Source organism: Streptomyces sp. V2I9 (genome assembly GCF_030817475.1).
In the GTDB taxonomy this organism is placed as follows: Bacteria; Actinomycetota; Actinomycetes; order Streptomycetales; family Streptomycetaceae; genus Streptomyces.
Genome location: NZ_JAUSZJ010000002.1, coordinates 4,589,827 through 4,608,460, shown reverse-complemented (window position 1 = coordinate 4,608,460; position 18,634 = coordinate 4,589,827). Strand labels below are relative to the sequence as shown.

Here is an 18,634-nt window from a genome sequence, read left to right as displayed (position 1 = left end):
GATCGTGGGATCAGGCGTCTCAGTCGGTCTTCGAGTCCTCGTACGCCCGCCGGGCGGCACGCCACGGCTCGTCCCATCGTACGGGCCCTGGGCCCGCCGGGCTTCCCGGACCGATCCGCGGAGACGGTCTTCCCGTGTGATTCAGGCGATATTCAGCCGGTGTCAAGGGCCTCGAACCGGGCCCTCGGGTACTGCCGGGCCGTCGATGCGGCCGGAACGCGGGCGGAGCTGTGGGGGGTGAGGAGCGGTGAAGCGATGAACGGCCCGGGTCAAGGGCAGGCACCACCTTGCCCGCCGGCGGAACCGGCGGGCAAGGGTTTTGAGATGCATCTGAGCTTGGCGGCCTGCGGGTGTGGTACTTGACCGCTACTTCTTGCGGTCTGCGGGGGAACCTGCGGCTTGCCGGTTCTTGAACCCGATGTCCTGGTACCGGGGGGCCGCGAACCCGAACGCCCCGACGTTCGCGAGCTTCTTGTCGACGGCGACGAGCTGCGGGCGCTGGTAGAGCGGAATCGATCCGGCGGCAGCCCAGATCCGGGCGTCCGCCTGCTTCATCAGCTCGCGTGCGGCCTTCTCGTCCAGCTCGGCGGCGGCCCGGTCGAAGAGCTGGTCGATGTGGTCGGTGCCGACGCGGGTGTAGTTCTGCTCCACCAGGAGCGACCCGTCGGTGGCGGGCTCCGGCTTGGCGTAGATGGGGCGTCCGTCGGTGGCCGGGTAGGCGGTGGCGGGCCACGAGTAGAGCGCCAGGTCGTACGCGCCGGAGGCGATGTGGTCCTGGAAGTAGCTCTCGTCGGAGACCTTGGTGATCTCGGTGCCGATGCCGATCTTCTCCAGCATCGCCGCGATCTTGTCCCCGACGCTGCGCAGCGACTGGGAGCCCGGTCCGGAGGGGAGGACGAAGCGCAGGGTCAGCGTCTTGCCGTCCTTGCCGAGCTGCCCCTTGGCCGCGGCGGGCGCGGGGGCGGCGGTGCCGACGGGGGCGTACGCTCCGGCGGCCCCGCCGGGCCGCTTGTCCCGCGCGGCGACCGTGCCGTCCTCACCCGTGGCCGCGGCGGCCTGGCGGCGCAGCGCGGCGCTCTGGACGGCCGCGTGCCGGGCGGGGGCGAGGACATGGACGGCGGACGTGCCGCTGGTGGCGTGCGCGGGGGCGTGGGCGCCGGGCTTGTTGTCCTCGCCGACGATGTAGAGCCCCTCGTCGCGGGAGGCGGCGGAGTCCTCCCCGCCCCGGCCGGCCCGGTCGGCCTCGTCCGTTCCGGCCTTCCTTTCGGCTTCCTTCTCGGCCTTCTCGGCCTTCTCGGCCTTCTCGGCTTCCTTCTCGCTCGTGGCGTCCTTGGCCTGGTCCTTGTCCTGTGCGGCGCCCTTCTCCTTCTCGGCGCCCCCGGTGGACTTCTCCTCCGCGTCGGTGCCCTGGTCGCCCTTCTTCTCCGCCTCGCTGCCGGCCTTGGTGTCCTTGGGCGGCCGGGCCGCGCCGCCGCGGGTCCAGCCCGCGTCCGCCAGCAGGGCGCGGGCCTCCCGGGTGTTCTGCTCGCCGAGCGCCCCGCTGCCGTCCTGGTAACCGGGCTGCCCCTCAAGGGCGAGGTGGCTGCCGAGCGGCTTGGCCGGAAGCCCCAGCGGCCCCAGCACCGTCTGCGCCAGCTCCTGGCGGTCCAGGGCGCGGGCCACCGCGCGGCGGACCCGGTCGTCGGCGAGCGGCCCGGACTCACCGTTCAGCGCGAGCTGGGTGTAGGCGGGCTCCAGGGACTTGCGTACGGCGAAGGCGCGCAGGGCCTTCTGCTCCGCGGCGTACGCGAGGGCGGCCTTGCGGTTCTTCGCCCGTGCGGCCTTCTCGATCCCGGCGGCCTTCTCGTCACTGCCGTGTGCCACGGCGTAGGAGCGCAGGGCGGCGGCGGGCGAGACGTCGGCGCCCGGACCGTGGGTCAGCGGCTGGCCGTTGCCGCCCCGGTCGCGGCGGGCGAGCGTGATGCGGTCGGCGGTGGACGGGTCGATATCGGCGACGTCCACCGCGCCGTCCGCGAGGGCCTTCGTACGGTCCTTGGGGGCGACCGCCCGGAAGACGAGTGTGTCGAGCTTGGCCTTGTCGCCCCACCAGCGCGCACTGCGGGCGAGGGTCACGGTGCCCTCGGCCTTGTCGACACCGCGCAGGACGAAGGGCCCGGCGGTGTTCTTGAGGGTGGTGCGCGCACCGTCGTTGAAGGCCTCCGGCGAGCCGGTGATCTCCTTCGGGTAGAGCGGCGAGAACAGCGAGCGCCAGTCGGCGTACGGCTTGGAGAAGGTGACCCGTACCTGGAGGTCGTCCGCGCCGCGCTCGATCTTCTCGATCCGCTCGTAGCCGGAGTTGCGGGCGGTCCAGAACGCGGAGTCCTTGCCCCTGAGGGCCCGCCACTGGGCGACGAAGTCGGGGGCACCGATCTCGCGCCCGTCGCTCCACACCGCCCGCTGGTTGAGCTTGTAGAGCACGACCTGCTTCGGCTCGCGCTCGATGACCTTCGCGGACTCCAGGTAGTCCGGGTTGAGCTTCGGCTGCCCGGTCCGGTCCATCGGGAAGAGCGTGGGGAGCACGGCCTCGGTGATCCGGGCGGTGGCGCCGTCCGCGTCCGCCTGGAAGGCGTTGAAGGTGGCGGGCAGCGCGTCGATCGCCCACGTCACGGTGGAGCCGTCGGCGACCGCCTGGCGGGCGGTGGGCGCGATGTCCTGCGGCACGCCCCGTGGGGCCTCCTCACCGCCGGAGCTGCACCCCGCCAGCACCGGGATCGTGAGCACCCCCGTCGTGAGGAGCGCGAGCGTGCGGCGCTTTCGAACCGTCCCGCGCGGGACGCCGACGTGGGACATGGCTGATACCTCCGGGGCCGGCCCGGACCACCCCGTACCGGAAGGGTCCGGATAGTGCTTATTGGTGGCATTTGCAGTTGATCACACTGATTCCTTCCCCCCACTGAAAACGCCCCCTCGCGCGAGGGGGCGCCGACACGGCGGGAGGAGGCCGCAAGCTCACCCGGCCGGTGGAACGTTCAGGAACGTCCCGCCCCGGTTTCCGGCCGCGCGGGGCGGCCGGAACCGGGGCGGACGCGCTTTCCCGCCGCTCGTCGGCCGTCAGAGGCGCACGGTGGCCGTGGGCGGTTGCCAGCGGCGGGCGCGGAGCGACGCAGGGGGGACGTCGTACTCCTTCTTGAGCTGCTCCGGGATGGCGTAGTGCATCACGCGTCCACGGGTGAGCGAGGACAGTTCGAGGAGGGTGGTGAGGTGGCCGAGGCGGTCCAGCGCCCGGGCTCCCAGGGGGGAGCGGTCCTCGATCGTCTCCAGGACACCGAGGAGATGTGGTACGGCCTTGACGACGGTGTCCCAGGAGGAGCGGGGCACCCGTAGCCAGTCGGCACAGGTGTCGCCGGTGAGGTGGCGGATGAGCGCGGAGACGATCGGGTCGAAGAAGGTTCCGGGCACGACCTCCTCGTAGAGGTCGATGAGCTGCCGGGTGAGCGACGCACCCTCCTCGGAAGGGCCCATGTGCCGAATCATGTACAGGTCGAGGAAGGCGCGGGCGTCGTCCAGGGACCGGGGGGCGGCTTCCTGGCTGACGCCCAGCATCGCGCCGACCACCCGCCAGGCGTAGTAGTACGCCTCGGCGCCCTCCTCGGACATGTGGATGCCCAGCCGGTGCAGGCTGTCGAGGACGAGGAGCGAGAAGAACATCTGCCCGCCGATCATGTCCTCCTGGCAGATCGGCGTCCCCAGCGCGCCGGTGTCCCAGCGGTTCTCGCGCCGGAGGTGGTGGCGGATGGACGCGTGCAGGAGCCGGACCTTCTGGGCGGCGGGGATGAAGCGGCCTCCGGCCTCGAAGGCGTCGGGCCGCATCAGGTGGACGGTGAACTGGCCGGTCTCCGCCATCCGTTTGGAGGGGTACTTCAGTCCATGGGTCGCCGACAGCAGCTTCGCCACGTGCGGGACCACGTAGCAGGCGGGCATGGAGGCGAACGACAGAGCGGTGGAGATGTGCACGTTGTTGTCGATGAAGAACAACCGGGCCTTCTCCATCTCCTCCCAGTCGACCCAGTCCGGCGGGGCGCTCGTCGCCCGCAGGTACTCGCGGGCGACATCGGGCAGTCCGTCGGGAAGGGGGGCGCCCGCGGTGGAGACGTACCGCATCAGGGTGTTGAACTTGCCCACCTCCCCGCGTTCGAAGAGCGCCGCCACGGTCGCGTCGGCCAGTTCGTCGCCGCCCTCCCGCAGGGCGTTCATCGAAACCTCGGTGTAGGTCATGGCGTGGTTCCTTGTCCTCGGGACGTGAGCGGCGGGCGGGACTCGGGGCCCCGGGAGTCGGGTCTCCGCGAGTCGGAGCCCCGGGGATCGGGGCCCCGGGGATCGGAGCCCTGTGAGTCGGAGCCCCGGGGGCGGGAAAGCGGGCGGGTCAGGACAGCCGGACGGTCGCCGAGTTCGCCAGCGCGCCCAGGGCATCGGCGGCGCCGGCCGGCACGTCCAGCTCGTGGAGGGCGCCGAGGGCCTCCTCGACACGTGCCGTGATCATGTCCTCGACGAGGGCGGGGGCCCTGTGCCGCCGCATCACTTCGCGCACCGCGTGCAGCCCTCCCTGGTCGAGGTGACGTCGGCCCAGGTGGGCCCGGAGCCGGCCCCGGTCCTCGTCACCGGCGAGGCGCCAGGTCTCCGCCAGCAGCGCCGTGGGCCGCTGCCCGCACACATCGTCCGCGTTGGCCTTGCCGGTGCGCTCGGGATCTCCGAACAGCCCGAGCAGGTCGTCCCTGAGCTGGAACGCCTCGCCGAGGGGCAGGCCGAAGGCGGAGTAGCCCTCGCGGAGCGCCCGGCCGGCCCCGGCCAGCGCTCCACCGATCAACAAGGGCTGCTCCACGGTGTACTTGGCGGTCTTGTACCGGATCACCCGCAAGGAGGCTCCGGTGTCCGGCTCGGCCCCGGTGCACAGGATCTCCAGGCACTCGCCCGCGATCAGCTCCCGGCCCAGCACCGACCACAGCGGGCGGGCCCGGCCCAGATAGGCGGCGGGCAGACCGCTGGTGGCGAACAGCTGCCCGGCCAGCCCCATCAGCAGGTCCCCGACCAGCATCGCCAGCGACCTGGCGGCGGCAGCGGAACGGGGGCGGCGGCGCACGGCCCCCCGCAGAGCGATGTGCGCGGTGGGACGGCCGTGCCGCAGAGCGCTGTCGTCGATGAGGTCGTCGTGGACGACCGCGGCTGCGTGGACCAGCTCCAGGGACGCGGCCGCCCGCAGCAGCGCGGCGCTGTCCGGCTGCCCCGCCGCCCGCCAGCCCCAGTAGCAGAACGCGGCCCGCAGCCGTTTGCCGTCCGCGACGGCCGCCTCCACCTGGGCGGCCACCGGGGCGAGGGAGGGGTCGATCTCCGTGAACAGATCGGCTTCGCGGGCGACGAACGGGTGCAGCACCTCGTCGACCCGGCTCTTGAACAGGGCCGCGTCCCACCGGTCAGACCTCATCGGCGGCCCGCCGCGCGACGGCGTGCCGGGCGAGGAGCTCCAGATGGGCGGGGGGCGGGGCCGTGTACCGGTCCAGCACCAGCCGTCCTCGCGCCATCAGCTCGTGCTCGGCCTCCGCCGCCAGCTCGGCGGCGTCCGAGCGGCGCAGCAGCCCCCGCACCGCGCCCAGGGCCGACCCGATCGCGCTCACCGCCAGATCGGCCGCTCCCGCCACGAGCAGGACCGCCCGCTCTTCGGGAGTTCCGCCCCGTCCCGCTTCTCGCGTCATACCGCTCCCCACCCCACCACGTCGGCGGCGCGGGTCACGCGCCCTGCTCACAGCATCCCGACACACCGGGCATCCGAGAGAGGAAACCCACCTTCGAGTGAGGTGGACGCTCGCCTGTACGAGAGATGCCGGTCAGGGTGAAGCGGCGGGGCGGGGCGGGGGCTCACTTCCTCCTCCGCTCGCGTGGCAACGGCCCCGCGCGGCGGTGTCCCGGATCAGCTGGGGCGGCGTATCGCCTGCTGGATCCAGTCCGCGTAGGCGGGCGCGCTGGAGTAGAGCCCCGGCCCTTCGCTGCAGCGCACGCCCGGAGCGCCGGGACCCGAGGTGACGCCGATGAGTTCCCAGCGCCCCGCCCGATTCCGCTGGAGCTGCGGGCCGCCCGAGTCGCCGTGGCACGCCATGGCACCGGGCACCTGGCTGGTGGTGCACAGGCGGGTGCTGTCCTCGTAGCCCGGTGCGCAGTCGGAGACCGCGCACCGGCGGGTGTCGAGCTGCTGGAGTCGGTCGGGGAAGGCCCAGGGGGCGTCGGGGGCGTCGTCGGTCCTGCCGAAGCCCAGGATCCGTGTCGGGGTGCCGGGCCGGGCGGGGCGGTCGGCGATGCGGACGGGCTTCTCCGCGACCGGCCGGTCGAGGCGGATCAGAGCGATGTCGTTGCGGTTGGGTCCGGTGTCCTCACCGTTCGCGTAGCCGGTGTGGGAGACCGTCCTCACGATGGACCGGACCGTGCCTCCGGAGTCCTTCCACGCGCTGCCGACCCGGACGGTGCCGTCCAGGGTGACCAGCGCCGGGTCCACGCAGTGGGCGGCGGTGAGCACCCATCGACGGTCGATCAGCGCTCCCCCGCAGACACCCTTGAACGTGGCGTCGTCCACACCCGTCACGGGGATCGACACCATGGACGGGTAACGCTGGGTGGAATCCTCTCCGTTGACGATGGCTTCCGCGGTCCCGGTCATCATGGCGGCGCAGGCCGCTGCGGCCAGGACGCCTGCGGTGGTGCGCGCCCACGTGCGGCGTGAGGGATGCGAGCTGAGCACTGGTTCTCCGATCGGTGAGCATGTGCGACCTACTCAGCCTCCGCGATCAGGAGGGCCGGGACCATCCGGCCCGCACGCCTCTCCGAGGTCCGGCCAGCGGGACGCGCGAGGTGGGGAGAACCCCACCACGAGTGTTCGGAGCCGGCGTCCCCGCCGGGTACCGCGCTGAGCCCGCCGTCGCCCGCCCCCGTGAGGAAGAGGAACCACCCCCGTCAGCCGCCGCCTTCAGCCACCGGCGTCAGCCGCGCTCGCCCGCCGTGATCAGGCCCGCCTCGTACGCGGCGATCACCGCCTGGGCCCGGTCGCGGACCTGGAGCTTCGCGAAGAGCGCGGTGATGTGGTTCTTCACCGTCGACGGGCTGATGAACATCTCCGCGGCGATCCCCGCGTTGTCCAGGCCCGTGGCGATCAGCCGCCACACCTCGCGCTCGCGCGGCGTCAGCTCGTCCAGGACACCCGTGGGCCCGGTCCCGGCGGCGGGCCGGGCCGGGCGCTGCGGGGCCCTCACGTACGAGGAGATGAGGCGGGTCAGCAGGCGCGGGGCGACCACCGCCTCGCCGGTGTGGACCACGCGCAGCGCTGTGACCAGTTCCTCGGGCGAGATGTCCTTGGGCAGGAAGCCGCAGGCGCCCGCGCGCAGGGCACCGACCACATGCTCGTCCATGTCGAAGGTGCTCAGCGCGAGCACCCGGCAGTCCGGCACCTGCTGGGTCAGCTGTCCGGTGGCGGCGATACCGTCCAGCACCGGCATGCGGATGTCCATGACGACGACATCGGGCCGCAGTTGCCGCGCGAGTTCCACGGCCTGCGCGCCGTCGGCGGCCTCCCCGACGATCTCGACGCCGGGTTCGGGTCCGAGCATGAGCACCAGGCCGCGGCGTACGAGGAGTTGGTCATCGGCGATCAGTACCCGGATGGGAGCGGGACCCTCCGCGCCCACCACATCGGCCGTACCCTCCGCACCCACCACGTCCGGCGCATCCGCCGTGCCTGTCACGTCCGCCCCGCCCGTCTCCCCCGCCGTTCCCGCCATGTCCGCCCCGCCCGTACCGTCTGTCGTCCCGCTCACCGCAGTGCTCCTTCTTCCTTCGGCAGCGGCAGCGGCAGCGGCAGCCGGGCCGTGACCCGGTAACCCGGCCCTTCGCCCCGTCCCGTCCGCAGGGTCCCGCCGTGCAGCGCGACGCGTTCGCGCATGCCGATCAGGCCGTATCCGGAGCCGGGCGCGGACGCGAACCCGCGGGCCGTCCCTTCTCCGTCGTCCCTGACGTCCACCACCGTCTCGTGGTCGCCGTACGTGAGGCGTACGCGCGCGCGGGCACCGCTTCCCGCGTGCTTGCGGGCGTTGGTCAGCGCCTCCTGCACGATGCGGAAGACCGTCAGCTGCATGCCCTCCGGCAGCTGACGGGGGGTTCCCCGCACGTCGAACTCCGTGGGCAGACCGGCGGAGTTCGACTCGGCGACGATCCGGCCCAGGTCCGCGATCCCCGGCTGGGGAGCGGTCGACGCCTCCCGCGTGTCACCGTCGGCCCGCAGGACGTCGAGGAGTTGCCGCATCTCGTGCAGTGCCGTGCGGCCCAGGCCCTCCAGGGTGACGAGGGCGTCCCGCGCGATCTCGGGGTTCCGGTCGAGGTTGGCGCGGGCACCGCCCGCCATCAGCTGCATCGTCGTGACGTGGTGGGCGACGATGTCGTGCATCTCGCGGGCGATGCGGCGGCGCTCGTCGGCCACGGCCCGCTCGGCGAGCAGCCTGCGGTGCGTCTCGACCTCCTGCTGCCAGCGGTTCATCACGAGCGCGGCGACGACCACGAACAGCACGGCCGCACCGTTCCCCGCCAGCGTGAGGAACGAGTCCTGCGACCAGGACGCCCACGCGGACAGGGGCAGCACCGCGCTCGCCAGAACCGCCGGTACGTACACGGCGGCGCCCCGGACGCGTACGACGGAGTAGAGGGCGACGATCATGGAGGCGTTGAGGCCCTGACCCACCGGCCAGCTCAGGTGGACGGCGAGTCCGATGGCCAGGACGGCGCCGAACGTGAGCAGCGGGGCGCGCCGCCGGGCCAGGAGCGCCAGGCCGGACACCGTCATCAGCAGACAGCCGGCCACGGGGACGAAGCCCTGGACGTCCTGGCTGCTGAGGGTGAAGCCGATCAGGTCGAGGGCGGCCGCGCCGACGGCGACGAGCGCGTCGTTGCGGGTCCAGGGCGCGGCCTCGCCGCGCGACGAGGTGGGGCGTTTCGCGGCGGCCTCGGTAGGGGCGGTGGGCATCGTGTTCCTTCCTCGGCCCCGTCTCGGCCGCCTCACCGCCATTCTCCCCGAGCTCCTGCCGTGGTCGTGGGGCCCCGGGACGACACCGGTCCAGGAGCAGGGTCCTGGACCGGGGCCGGGCGGCCCCCCGCTCCCAGCCCGCATCTCGTTCCCCGCTCGGACGATCCGGCACGTCTCCGCTGATGTGCTGGAGGCAGGCCGGAATCCCCGGCGCACCCCCTCTCCCCTCTCTGCCGGAGGCACGCTGTGATCCGCGCCCTGACCGGGTTCTCGACCCGTCATCCCTGGAAGGTCATCGCCCTGTGGTCGGTGATCGGCATCTTTCTCGCCCTGGTCGCCGGAGCGTTGATGCCCGGCGCGATGCAGGCGCAGACCGGCGACTTCCTGCCGAAGGACTACGACTCGGCCGCCGCGCTCCGGACCGCTGAGGAGAGATTCGGCGTCACGTCCGACGCCGGCATGCTCACCGTCCTGGTCGGCAGACCCGACGGCGAGCCGCTGACCGGCGCCGACCGGAAGACCATCGCGTCCGTGGCGAAGGATCTCGGCAGCCGCCGCGTGCCGATGCCGGACCCGCAGGACACGCCGAGCACGAGCGACGACCAGATCCCGTTCCTCGTCGAGGACTACTCGCAGACACCCGAGGTCAGCGTGGGCATGACCGCCCCGGACCGCACCTTCACGCTGCTGTCCGTACGCCTTGAGGGCAACACCGTCGACACCGGCATGCACAACCTGTTCCGGGAGTTCCGCGAGCAGACCGAGGACGCCTTCGCCGAGGTGGGCCTGCGGACCGGCTTCACCGGCGGCCTCGCCGACCAGGTCGACACCGGCGACGCCGAGGAGTCCACCCAGCGCGTCGTCGGCATGCTGATGCCGGGCCTGATCGTGCTGGTGAACGTGCTGGTGTTCCGCAGCCTGTGCGCCGCGCTCATTCCGCTGCTCGCGGTCACCGTCGTGGGCGGCGCGGCGACCGGCGTCATCGTCGGTGGCGCGCTGCTCACCGGCACCTCGCTCGACACATCGACGCCGAGCATGATCAGCGTCGTTCTCATCGGCATCGGCGTCGACTACTTCCTGTTCCTGCTCTTCCGCTTCCGCGAACTCCTGCGGGAACGCCCCGACGCGCCCCCGCGCGCCGTCGCCGCCGAGGTCGGGGCCCGCGTCGGCACCGCCATCACCTCCGCCGCCCTCACCATCGTGGCCGCTTTCGCCACCCTGGGCATCGCGACCTACGGAGGGTTCCAGGTACTCGGTCCCTCCGTCGCCGTGGCCGTACTGGTCATGCTGCTGGCCGGCCTCACCCTGATGCCCGCCCTCCTCGCCGTCACGGGCCGCCGCATGTTCTGGCCCTCCCGCGCCCTGGAGCGCACCCCGCGCCCCGGACTCGCCGGGCGCACCGGAGACTTCGTGTCCCGCAGGCCGCTGGCCGCACTCCTCGCCGGCACCGCTCTGCTGGGGGCGCTCGCGGCGGGCATGACCGGCATCCGCATGGACTTCGGCCAGGGGGACACCCCTCACGAGACGCGGGCCGCCGCCACCGCCGCCGAGATCGCCCGCGCCCTCCCGGCCGGTGTGTCCGACCCGGCCACCGTCTACCTCACGGCACCCGAGGGCGACCGCGTCACCCCCCGGTCCCTGGGCACGCTCTCCGGTGAACTGGCCCGGATCGAAGGTGTCGGCGAGGTGGGCGCGCCCCTCCTCAACGAGCGGGGCGACGCCGCCCGCATCGACCTCTACCTGACGTCCGGGTCCCAGACGCAGGCGGCCCGCGACCTGGTCTCGGGGCCGGTACGCGACACCGTCGCGGCCCACACCCCGGAGGGCCTCGACGCCCATGTCGGCGGCACAGCGGCGATCTTCGCGGACCTCTCCACCGCCGTCGACAAGGACCTGAGGACCGTCTTCCCGGTGGCCGCGGGCCTGATCGCGCTGATCCTGCTCGTCCTGTTGCGCAGCGTGCTCGCGCCGGTCGTCCTGCTGCTCTCCGTGGGGCTGTGCTTCGCCGCGACACTCGGCGCCTCGACCCTCGTCTTCCAGCACGCCCTGGACAAGCCCGGCGTCAACTTCGTCCTGCCACTCGTCCTGTTCCTGTTCGTCGTCGCGATCGGCACCGACTACAACATCCTGATCAGCGACCGCCTCCGCGAGGAGATGGAAGGCCCGCGCACGGCCCGCGACGCCGTCGCCCGCGCCGTACGGCACACCGCACCGGCCATCGCCACGGCCGGCATCGTCCTCGCCGCGTCCTTCGGCAGCCTCGCCGTCGGCTCGAACGCCTCCACCCAGCAGATCGGCTTCGCCACGGGGCTCGGCATCCTGCTCTCGGCGTTCGTCCTGTCGGTCGTGCTCGTGCCGGCCGCGGCGGCGCTGCTGGGCCGCGGCATCTGGTGGCCGGTGCGTCCGGGCGGACGCCGCGCCCACGGCAAGCACACGGAGCCCGCCGCACCCGTACGTGCCCCGTACGCGCACGACCCCCACTCCGTCACACCCGTCCGTGCCACGTACGAGGACGAGCCAGGCTCCGCCGCACCCGCACCCGCCCCGGCCGAGCACGCCCCGCGCCCCTTCCCGCCCACCGGCTGACCCGCTCCTCGTCCACCCCCCGACCCCGGCCTGTCCGAACCGCAAGCTCCAGGCCGACCCGACACGGCCGACCCGATACAGCCGACCCGCACGGCCGATCCGCACGGCCGATCCGATACGGCCGACCCGACACGGCCCATCCGACACAACTGGTCCGCCCCGGCCGACCCGAAACCAGGGAGCGCCCATGCCGGTATCCACCTCCTCATCCCCCTCCACCCGGACCGCGTTCCGTGCGGCCGCGCTGACCGTGCTCGCCGCCCTCGGCGCGGGTCTCGTCACCGCCCCCGCGGCGGCCGCGGCTCCCCCGGCCCGCACCTCCGACCCCGTGCAGCGGCAGTTGGACGCCCTGGTCCGCGACGGCGTCGCTCCCGGCGCGCTCGCCCAGGTCGTGAGGGCCGACGGCGAGGCGCGGCACTACACCTCGGGCGTGGGCAATCCGGCGACCGGCTCCGCCGTGCCCCGCGACGGCTCCGTCCGCATCGGCAGCAACACCAAGGCGTTCACCGCGACGGTCGTGCTCCACCTGGTCGGCGAAGGCGCGGTGGCCCTCGACGAGCCGGTGGACACGTATCTGCCGGGGTTGCTGCGCGGCGACGGCATCGACGGCCGGGCCATCACGGTCCGCCAGATCCTCCAGCACACCAGCGGGCTGCCCGAGTACCTGGACCGCCAGGCGGTGCTCACCGATCCGCACCGCTACTACGAGCCACGGGAACTCCTCGACCGCGCCCTCGACCGCCCGGCCGACTTCGCTCCGGGGGCGAGGTGGGCCTACAGCAACACCAACTACGTCGTCGCCGGGCTGCTCGTGCAGAAGGTCACCGGACGCCCGCTGGGCGAGGAGATCACGAGGCGGATCACGGACCGCGTCGGTCTGCGGCACACCTATCTCCCGGCCCCCGGCGACATGACCGTACGAGGCAGGCATCCGCACGGCTACCACCGGCTCACCGCCGACGGCCCCTGGCGCGACTACACCGAGCTGGCCCCTTCGTGGGGGTGGGCGGCGGGCGGCATGGTCTCCACCGACAGCGACCTCAACCGCTTCTACCGCGCACTCTTCTCCGGCCGTCTCCTCGCCCCGGCCCAGCTCGCCGAGATGCGCCGGACGGTCCCCGTCGACGCCGAGGGCGCACTCCCCGGCACCCGCTACGGCCTGGGCGTCCAGAGCACCCCGCTGAGCTGCGGCGGCCGCTACTGGGGCCACGGCGGTTCCATCCCCGGCTTCAGCACGTACGGCGGCGTCACGGCGGACGGACGGGCGGTGAACGTCACGGTCACCGCCGTGCCGGACGGCAGGGGCGGCGCGCGGGCGGCAGCGGCGGTGGACACGGCGATGTGCCGCTGACGGGAGCACTCCGGAACAAGCGGTGACCACAAGTCGGCTCCCCCGCGGCTCGTCAGCCGCGGGGGAGCCGATGGGGGGCCGCGATCAGAACCAGCTCTGGTACTCCAGGTTGTTGCACGCGAAGGCGCGGAGACCCAAGGAGCTGTCGTCGATGCACCGCAGCGTCGCCTGGTTCTGGAAGCGGACGCTCCCGTCGTCCCAGACCTTGATCCACCAGCTCTGCTCAGCGGCGGAGCTGCACGAGCCGACCGTGCGGAGGCCGTGGGCGTGGCTGTCCTCGATGCAGCGCTGCGTGTTGACGTTGCGCAACTGGCGCGTTCCGTCGCCCCAGACCTTCACGTCCCACAACTGCGGGTTGGTGCCGTTGCAGCCCCACGTCCGGAACCCGTTGTTGGTGTCGTCCAGGCACTTGCCCGTGGCCTGATTACGGAAGGTCTGGGTGGCGACGGCCGTTCGGGGGGTGACCCGGGAGTCGCTCTCGGCGGCCACAGCGCCGGGCGGTGCGACCAGGGACGCGAGGGTGATGACTCCACCGAGCAGGAGTGCGTGCGTGCCGCGCATGGGTGTCTCTCTTCCTTCGGGCAGCTTTCGGGCGAATCGGATACGGCCGCGCGGTGAGCGTGCGAGGTGGGGCGGCCCGTCGTCCAACGGTCGGCACCGTAGTCCGCCGGGTCACCGGGAGGGCATCCGGAAGGATCGGGAGTGACAAGCCGAGGAACGGCCCCGGATCGCTCGCGGGTCGGGGGCTTCACCGCGCCACGACGGGCCTTCGACCCGCGGACGCCCGCCCGCCCGCGACGCACCCGGCGGGGGAAGGGCCCGCACGAGGAAGCCGTTCGCCGCGCCCGCCCCCGACCTCTGTGACCCCGGTCCGGGCGCGGTCGGGCCCGACCGCGCCCCGGCGTTCCGTACCTCCGGCGTTCCGTACCTCCGGCGTTCCGTACCTCCGGCGTTCCGTACCTCCGGCGTTCCGTGGCATCCGCCGCCGCCGGCCACCTCGGTACGCGCCCCTTGGACCCGCCCCTCATCACATGACGCGCCCCGTTATCAGACGCTGTGTACGGATACATCCGCCCAGTTCTCCGAGCGATGCGGTGAGCGCGGCCCGAGAGGGCACAAGCACTTCCTACCCGAGCGAGGAGGCTGTGGTGATGAGTGATCGGATGGGACTGGCCGCAGTGCTGGCGGCCGCGGAGGATGCCGCGCCGGTGGACTCTCTGGACGTCGTGGCGCGCAACCTGCGCACCCGCTTCGGCGCGCGGTACGTGTCGTTCCTCTTCGTGGACGTGGTCGGCAGACGCCTGCTACGCGTCAACGACATGTCCGGAGGCTCCCGGGGGGACCGGACCGAGAGAGTCCCCCTCGCCGGCAGCGTCCTCTACGACAAGGTTCTGCGTGCGCAGAGCCTCGTGCAGGTGGAGGAGTACGGGCAGGGGCAGCGCGTGCTCGCCCCCGTGACCAACCGCGGTGACACCATCGGCGTCCTGGAACTGTTCCTCGACGCCGTCACCGAGGACGTGCTGGCACAGGTCGAGGAGGCCGCGCACGCGCTGGCGTACATCATCGTCACCGACCGCCGCTTCACCGACCTCTACCACTGGGGCAACCGCACGACACCGGTCAGCCTGGCGGCGGAGATCCAGCGCCAGCTGCTCCCGTCCGCCCCCTCCTGCGACGCGGCCGAGTTCGCCCTCGCCGGGGCCCTGGTCCCGGCCTCCGACATCGCGGGTGACACCTACGACTACAGCCTCGACACCAACGCCCTCCACCTGTCCGTCACCGACGCCATGGGCCACGACGTCAACGCCTCCCTCATCGCCACCCTCGTCGTGAACGCCTCACGCGGCGCGCGCCGTGCCGGAGCGGATCTCGTCGAGCAGGCCCGCCAGATGCATCAGGCCCTCCTCGAACACGGGAGCAGCACCTTCGCCACCGGCCAGTTGCTCCGCATCGCCCTGGACGGGAGCCGCGCCCTCCTCGTCAACGCCGGCCACCCCGGTCCGCTCCGGATGCGCGGCGGCTCGGTCGAGGAGATCGGCCTGCGGGTCGACATGCCGTTCGGCTTCCCCCGTCAGGGTTCCTACCAGGTACAGGAACTCGATCTGCGCCCCGGTGACCGTCTCCTGCTGTACACGGACGGCGTGCAGGAACGCGAAGCGGAGGCGGTCGATCTGCCCGGGCTCCTGCTCCGGACCGCCGCCGAGCACCCGCGCGAGGTCGTCCGCACGATGGTCACAGCGGTCGCCGACGCGTATCAGGGCCTTCCGCCCAAGGATGACGCCACCGTCCTGTGCCTGGACTGGAAGGGCCCCCGCACCGGGGCCGGCCGCCCGGACGCCTGAGCCCGCGGCGATCCGCAGCCCGTAGCAGAACCAGGGCGACTCCCACGGTACGAGGACCGTCCCGCCCGGCCGGGTCTGCGCGATCCACGCCGGGGGCACGGCCCGTACGGAACAGGTAGCGATGACCCGGTCGTCCGGGGCACCGGCCTCCACGCCCCGCGCCCCGTCGCCCTGGAGCGCCCGTACGTCGAGCCCCGCGCCCGCAAGACGGCCCGCCGCCCCGGCCGCCAGCTCCCGTGACGCCTCCCGCAACTGGCTGTTGTGCCGGGGGCCTTCCGCACAACTCGCCTCCGTTCCCGGCTCGGACGGGACGAATCCAAAGAAGGGGTATGGGCCGCATCCAGGTTGTTGCACACGGTTGCAGCCACGACGGAGCCGCCTTGACGCTCCCTCGGAACGGCCGTGAAGCTGCGCGCGCATCCGTAGGTGTAACCGCTCGCCCCGAGGAGAAGCCATGCGTTCACGGTTCGTCGGAAGGACCCTGAGTCCGGAGCCCATGGCTGCCCCGCCGCATGATTCCGCTGCTGAGGGAGGCCATGAATGGCGCAGAGTCTCAGTAGTTTCGCCGCGGTGATCCGCTCGGCCGAACGGACCGCCGTACATCTGGAGATGCGTGACGTCTACGCCATCCCGGACGAGGACGAGGGGTTCACGGCGTGGCGGCGAGGCCGCCGGCTCGACCCGGACGACCCCGCGTCCTGGTGGAACCCGTGGCTGGACCTCGTCCAGGAGGTCACCGCCAAGGGTGTCCGTCTGCGCCGCGCCCGCGTCGTGAGCGAACCGCACAGCGAGTACATCCGCTACGAGCACTCGTTCACCTTCACCGACATCGCGGCGGGCGAGGAGGTCCGCCGGCTCCCCCGCAGTGCGGCCTCCGGTCTCGCGCTGCCCGGCAACGACTTCTGGTTGTTCGACGGCCGGCTCGTCCAGTTCAACGTGTTCGACGGTGACGGACGGTGGGTCCACACCGACCGGACCGACGCCACGGGCACGGCCGGACTCTGTTCCGACGCCTTCGAAGCTGTCTGGGCCCGGGCCGTCCCGCACGACATGTACACCGTCTGAGAAGTTCCGCGCATGCCTGGGTACTCCCCTCGCGACCGCCCACGCCGCCCGGAAGGCCATCGCTTCCCGCCTTGACGGATTGCGGCGGGACGCCGGGCTCACCGGTCAGGAACTGGCCGAGGTGAACATCACGGAACCGGGCGAAGTGCACACCTACCTGCGGGCGTTCGTGGAGCTGTCCCGTACAGCCGTCCACGGGGCGCCCGCGCGGGCCCTCCTGACCAAGGCCATCGACGCCGCGCTCTCCTGGCTCGGCTGCGTGGCGTCGCTCGGGCGAGGCGTGGGCCGAGTGACCGCCCAGGAAGCCCCTGACGTGTTGGTGCCGACGTGTATATGGACTGCCTGGAGTGTGCCGTCGTTGGTGAAGTACGTGAGTGCTGTCCGGCCGCACGCGATGCTTCGGGCGTCAGCAGCTCCATCCGTGGACAGCCTGGTGATGCGGAGCTTTCCGTGGCCGTGGCATCGAACCGCGACGCTTTCACCGAGTCGTAAGCCGTCGATGCGCGTGGTGCCGGTCGACCGGGTACGGGCGGAGCGGAGCACGCTGTCACCAGCGCTGAGGTCGCCGAGGAACATGCGGTGGAGTTCCTCCCGGACGGCTTCATCGACAGCGGCACGCTCGGCACCGACGTCAGGTTGAGCGGGGCTGCGTGTGAGGGCGAAGACACCCACGGCTGCGGCCAGCAGCGCGACAGCGACCAGGGGGCCGCTTCCCCGTGGCGAGTGCGGTTCGTCGAACAGGCGGGTGCGCGGGTACAGAGTGTCGTGAGGGTGCTTCGGCCGGCGAAGGGCATGCATGGCGTAGTGCGTTCCGATCCGGGAGGGGGCCTGTCGGCGGGCCCCGCGGACCGGAAGGCGCACGGGGTCAGCTATAGGCGGCGATGGCGTCGAGGATGAGGGGGACCGAGGCTGTGGCGAGCTGGCTCAGACGCTGGAAGTCTTCGACGTAGCAGCGCACCTCGTGTGCTTGGGTGAGCGTGAGGAAAGAGGAAAGCGGAGGCGATCTCGACCTGGACGGTTCTGTCGTCGAAGATCCAGAAGTCCTGTGCCTTGTGGGCCGCGCCCCGGTAGACGTTGCGCGGGATGATGCCGAGGCTGACCTTGGAGTAGTCGGCGATCTGAATGAGCCGTGCGAGCTGATCCCGCATGACTGCCGGTTCGGCGTAGCGGGTGTAGAGGACGTCCTCTTCCATCACGATGCGGAAGGTCGCCTTCTTGAAGTACCTCTGCTTCGCGGCCCGCGTCCGGACTGCCTGGTCCAAGTCGTCCGGACGCCTGCCTCGGCGGGCCCGGATGCCTTCGAGGACGGCGCGGGTGTAGTCCTCGGTCTGCAGGGGGCCGGGTATGTAGTCGATGGCGTACGCCTTGAAGCGGTTGGTGTCGTCCCAGAGAGGGATGACGTGTTCCTGCGCCTTGGCGAGGCCGTCACGTTCCATTTCTCGCCATTCGAGGTACATGTGCTTGATGCCCTCGGCGATGGCGATCAGTTCCTGTGCCGCTTCCGGCTGACCGCACGCTGCGGTCCACGCCTTGATGCCGGTGGCATTGATGCCGCTGAAACCAGTTTCTATACGGCTGACCTTGGAGGGGCTCCACCCGCAAGCGGCCGCCAGGGCCTCACCCGTAAGGCCCTGGCTGTTGCGCATCGAGCGGAGCCTGGCTCCGAGGTCACGTTGGGCGCGCTGAACGCTGTCGGAAGGAGGCATACGCCACAGTGTGCCGCGCGTAAGCCCAAGCAAACCAACCGTGTTCAGAGCGCCATTTGACGGTTAATCAATCATTCTTGACGGTTCATCCGGAGAAGTCGGTGCAGTGGCTTGCGCCCCGCCGACAGCCGAGGGAAAGAGCTGAAGCAGCCGCGAAGGGAACTCCACCACCGTCTCGTGCTCGGGGATAGCGATCCCCGAGAGGCGGCTTCCCGGGTCCGGGACACGCCACCCCTGGAGCAGGAAGCTCTGACTCTCGTCGTCGTAGTACAAGGTGGGCGAACCGTTGTTCGGACTCGCAGGGTCTTTACACAGCAGATACAAGGCCACAACGTCCTCCGTAGGCCGAGCCGGAAGCTGACTCCCTGAGGTTGATCGAAAGGCGTGGCACAGCGGAAGCAACTTGCAGTTCCTTGCAGCGAGACTTCACGGAAGGAAGATCAAACTGCATACGCATGCAGTATGTGATCTTCATCGCCCGGGAAACGCCGGCGGCGGCATCTCCGACAGATGCGACGAAGGCACCGTGCGCAATCTGCAGCAGCGGTGCAGT

General features: G+C 71.8%; 13 protein-coding genes and 1 pseudogene. 4 read left to right on the top strand and 10 right to left on the bottom strand.

Annotated features, from left to right (window positions below; all coding sequences use genetic code 11):
- Nucleotides 1-366 precede the first annotated feature (366 nt).
- From QFZ71_RS20440 to QFZ71_RS20410, 7 genes are all read right to left on the bottom strand, one after another.
- Nucleotides 367-2,829 carry an ABC transporter family substrate-binding protein gene (locus tag QFZ71_RS20440; protein ID WP_307669628.1) on the bottom strand — a complete coding sequence of 821 codons (2,463 nt, stop codon included), beginning with the start codon at nucleotides 2,827-2,829 and terminating at the stop codon, nucleotides 367-369.
- A gap of 261 nt (nucleotides 2,830-3,090) precedes the next feature.
- A complete protein-coding gene (locus QFZ71_RS20435; protein ID WP_307669627.1) occupies nucleotides 3,091-4,254 on the bottom strand; it encodes an oxygenase MpaB family protein in 1,164 nt (387 codons plus the stop codon).
- A gap of 148 nt (nucleotides 4,255-4,402) precedes the next feature.
- On the bottom strand, nucleotides 4,403-5,458 hold the full coding sequence (locus tag QFZ71_RS20430; RefSeq protein ID WP_307669626.1) for a polyprenyl synthetase family protein: 1,056 nt from the start codon (nucleotides 5,456-5,458) through the stop codon (nucleotides 4,403-4,405).
- Nucleotides 5,448-5,726 carry a polyprenyl synthetase gene (locus tag QFZ71_RS20425; RefSeq protein ID WP_307669625.1) on the bottom strand — a complete coding sequence of 93 codons (279 nt, stop codon included), beginning with the start codon at nucleotides 5,724-5,726 and terminating at the stop codon, nucleotides 5,448-5,450. The genes QFZ71_RS20430 and QFZ71_RS20425 overlap by 11 nt, the downstream gene beginning before the upstream one ends.
- A 215-nt stretch (nucleotides 5,727-5,941) precedes the next feature.
- Complete coding sequence (locus QFZ71_RS20420) at nucleotides 5,942-6,763, bottom strand: trypsin-like serine protease (protein WP_373465135.1); 822 nt, start codon at nucleotides 6,761-6,763, stop codon at nucleotides 5,942-5,944.
- Between the two features lie 238 nt (nucleotides 6,764-7,001).
- Nucleotides 7,002-7,832, bottom strand: a complete 831-nt coding sequence (locus QFZ71_RS20415) for a response regulator transcription factor (RefSeq protein WP_307669624.1) — start codon at nucleotides 7,830-7,832, stop codon at nucleotides 7,002-7,004.
- Entirely contained in the window at nucleotides 7,829-9,031 is a 1,203-nt protein-coding gene (locus tag QFZ71_RS20410) for a sensor histidine kinase (protein WP_307669623.1), read from the bottom strand. The genes QFZ71_RS20415 and QFZ71_RS20410 overlap by 4 nt, the downstream gene beginning before the upstream one ends.
- 246 nt (nucleotides 9,032-9,277) lie before the next feature.
- Between QFZ71_RS20410 and QFZ71_RS20405 the strand changes: the two genes are divergently transcribed.
- Both QFZ71_RS20405 and QFZ71_RS20400 read left to right on the top strand, forming a co-directional pair.
- Nucleotides 9,278-11,617: an MMPL family transporter gene (locus QFZ71_RS20405; RefSeq protein ID WP_307669622.1), complete on the top strand. Its 2,340-nt coding sequence runs from the start codon at nucleotides 9,278-9,280 to the stop codon at nucleotides 11,615-11,617.
- A 187-nt stretch (nucleotides 11,618-11,804) separates the two neighbouring features.
- Nucleotides 11,805-12,968: a serine hydrolase gene (locus tag QFZ71_RS20400; RefSeq protein ID WP_307669621.1), complete on the top strand. Its 1,164-nt coding sequence runs from the start codon at nucleotides 11,805-11,807 to the stop codon at nucleotides 12,966-12,968.
- An 84-nt stretch (nucleotides 12,969-13,052) separates the two neighbouring features.
- Here the strand turns inward: QFZ71_RS20400 and QFZ71_RS20395 are convergent, their stop codons facing one another.
- Nucleotides 13,053-13,529, bottom strand: a complete 477-nt coding sequence (locus tag QFZ71_RS20395; protein ID WP_307669620.1) for an RICIN domain-containing protein — start codon at nucleotides 13,527-13,529, stop codon at nucleotides 13,053-13,055.
- A gap of 590 nt (nucleotides 13,530-14,119) precedes the next feature.
- Here QFZ71_RS20395 and QFZ71_RS20390 point away from each other — a divergent pair.
- The gene (locus QFZ71_RS20390) at nucleotides 14,120-15,310 is read left to right on the top strand and encodes a PP2C family protein-serine/threonine phosphatase (protein WP_373465134.1); all 1,191 of its coding nucleotides are present in this window, start codon (nucleotides 14,120-14,122) and stop codon (nucleotides 15,308-15,310) included.
- A 99-nt stretch (nucleotides 15,311-15,409) separates the two neighbouring features.
- Here the strand turns inward: QFZ71_RS20390 and QFZ71_RS20385 are convergent.
- Nucleotides 15,410-15,730: pseudogene (locus QFZ71_RS20385) on the bottom strand (hypothetical protein); the annotation flags it as partial.
- A 120-nt stretch (nucleotides 15,731-15,850) separates the two neighbouring features.
- On the opposite strand from QFZ71_RS20385, the gene QFZ71_RS20380 reads away from it, so the two are divergent.
- A complete protein-coding gene (locus tag QFZ71_RS20380) occupies nucleotides 15,851-16,375 on the top strand; it encodes a DUF6879 family protein (RefSeq protein ID WP_307669618.1) in 525 nt (174 codons plus the stop codon).
- Between the two features lie 869 nt (nucleotides 16,376-17,244).
- Here the strand turns inward: QFZ71_RS20380 and QFZ71_RS20370 are convergent.
- Nucleotides 17,245-18,021, bottom strand: coding sequence for a Scr1 family TA system antitoxin-like transcriptional regulator (locus tag QFZ71_RS20370; RefSeq protein WP_373465133.1), 777 nt, complete (start codon nucleotides 18,019-18,021; stop codon nucleotides 17,245-17,247).
- Between the last annotated feature and the right edge of the window lie 613 nt (nucleotides 18,022-18,634).

Coding starts and splice junctions, on each gene's coding strand:
- QFZ71_RS20380 (WP_307669618.1), top strand. CDS start 15,851: ATGGCGCAGAGTCTCAGTAGTTTCGCCGCGGTGATCCGCTCGGCCGAA.
- QFZ71_RS20430 (WP_307669626.1), bottom strand. CDS start 5,458: ATGAGGTCTGACCGGTGGGACGCGGCCCTGTTCAAGAGCCGGGTCGAC.
- QFZ71_RS20370 (WP_373465133.1), bottom strand. CDS start 18,021: ATGCGCAACAGCCAGGGCCTTACGGGTGAGGCCCTGGCGGCCGCTTGC.
- QFZ71_RS20400 (WP_307669621.1), top strand. CDS start 11,805: ATGCCGGTATCCACCTCCTCATCCCCCTCCACCCGGACCGCGTTCCGT.
- QFZ71_RS20390 (WP_373465134.1), top strand. CDS start 14,120: ATGAGTGATCGGATGGGACTGGCCGCAGTGCTGGCGGCCGCGGAGGAT.
- QFZ71_RS20440 (WP_307669628.1), bottom strand. CDS start 2,829: ATGTCCCACGTCGGCGTCCCGCGCGGGACGGTTCGAAAGCGCCGCACG.
- QFZ71_RS20435 (WP_307669627.1), bottom strand. CDS start 4,254: ATGACCTACACCGAGGTTTCGATGAACGCCCTGCGGGAGGGCGGCGAC.
- QFZ71_RS20410 (WP_307669623.1), bottom strand. CDS start 9,031: ATGCCCACCGCCCCTACCGAGGCCGCCGCGAAACGCCCCACCTCGTCG.
- QFZ71_RS20395 (WP_307669620.1), bottom strand. CDS start 13,529: ATGCGCGGCACGCACGCACTCCTGCTCGGTGGAGTCATCACCCTCGCG.
- QFZ71_RS20425 (WP_307669625.1), bottom strand. CDS start 5,726: ATGACGCGAGAAGCGGGACGGGGCGGAACTCCCGAAGAGCGGGCGGTC.